The organism is Tritonibacter sp. SIMBA_163 (genome assembly GCF_046535935.1).
In the GTDB taxonomy this organism is placed as follows: Bacteria; Pseudomonadota; Alphaproteobacteria; order Rhodobacterales; family Rhodobacteraceae; genus Epibacterium; species Epibacterium scottomollicae.
In genome coordinates, this window is sequence record NZ_JAWJBP010000164.1 from 1 (window position 1) to 382 (window position 382).

Here is a 382-nt window from a genome sequence, read left to right on the forward strand (position 1 = left end):
TGCGTCAGCCCAAGCGTGCCATGGGCGATCTCCAACCTGCCGCCAAAGCCGCTGAGGTCGCCGCTCAGGATCAAGGCATCGCCAGAGGTTTCCGTGCGCAGCACCGACACCGCGTTGCCGGTCAGCGCGCCGGAATAGGCAAAGCCCTCACCGGCCACGCCAGAGCCGACAGCCAGCGTATGGCCCGCAAGCGCAACTGTTCCCTCGCCCGCAAGCGTCGCAATCGTCTCGTCGCCCGCAAGGGTGAAGGTCCCGTCCACGTCAAGCGCCGTCGCATCCGTCAGCGCACCGCCTGCGGTCGACAAGCTGGCCGCATTTGCAATCGTCACCGCCGCATCGCCCAGGGTCGCGCCAGATTGCAGATCCAGCGCCACCGCGCCCG

1 protein-coding gene is annotated in these 382 nt (G+C 68.1%); it reads right to left on the reverse strand.

Going from position 1 to position 382, the window contains the following annotated elements; genetic code table 11:
• Positions 1-382: hypothetical protein (locus R0J92_RS21915; protein ID WP_411053197.1), on the reverse strand; the 382-nt coding region annotated here is incomplete at both ends.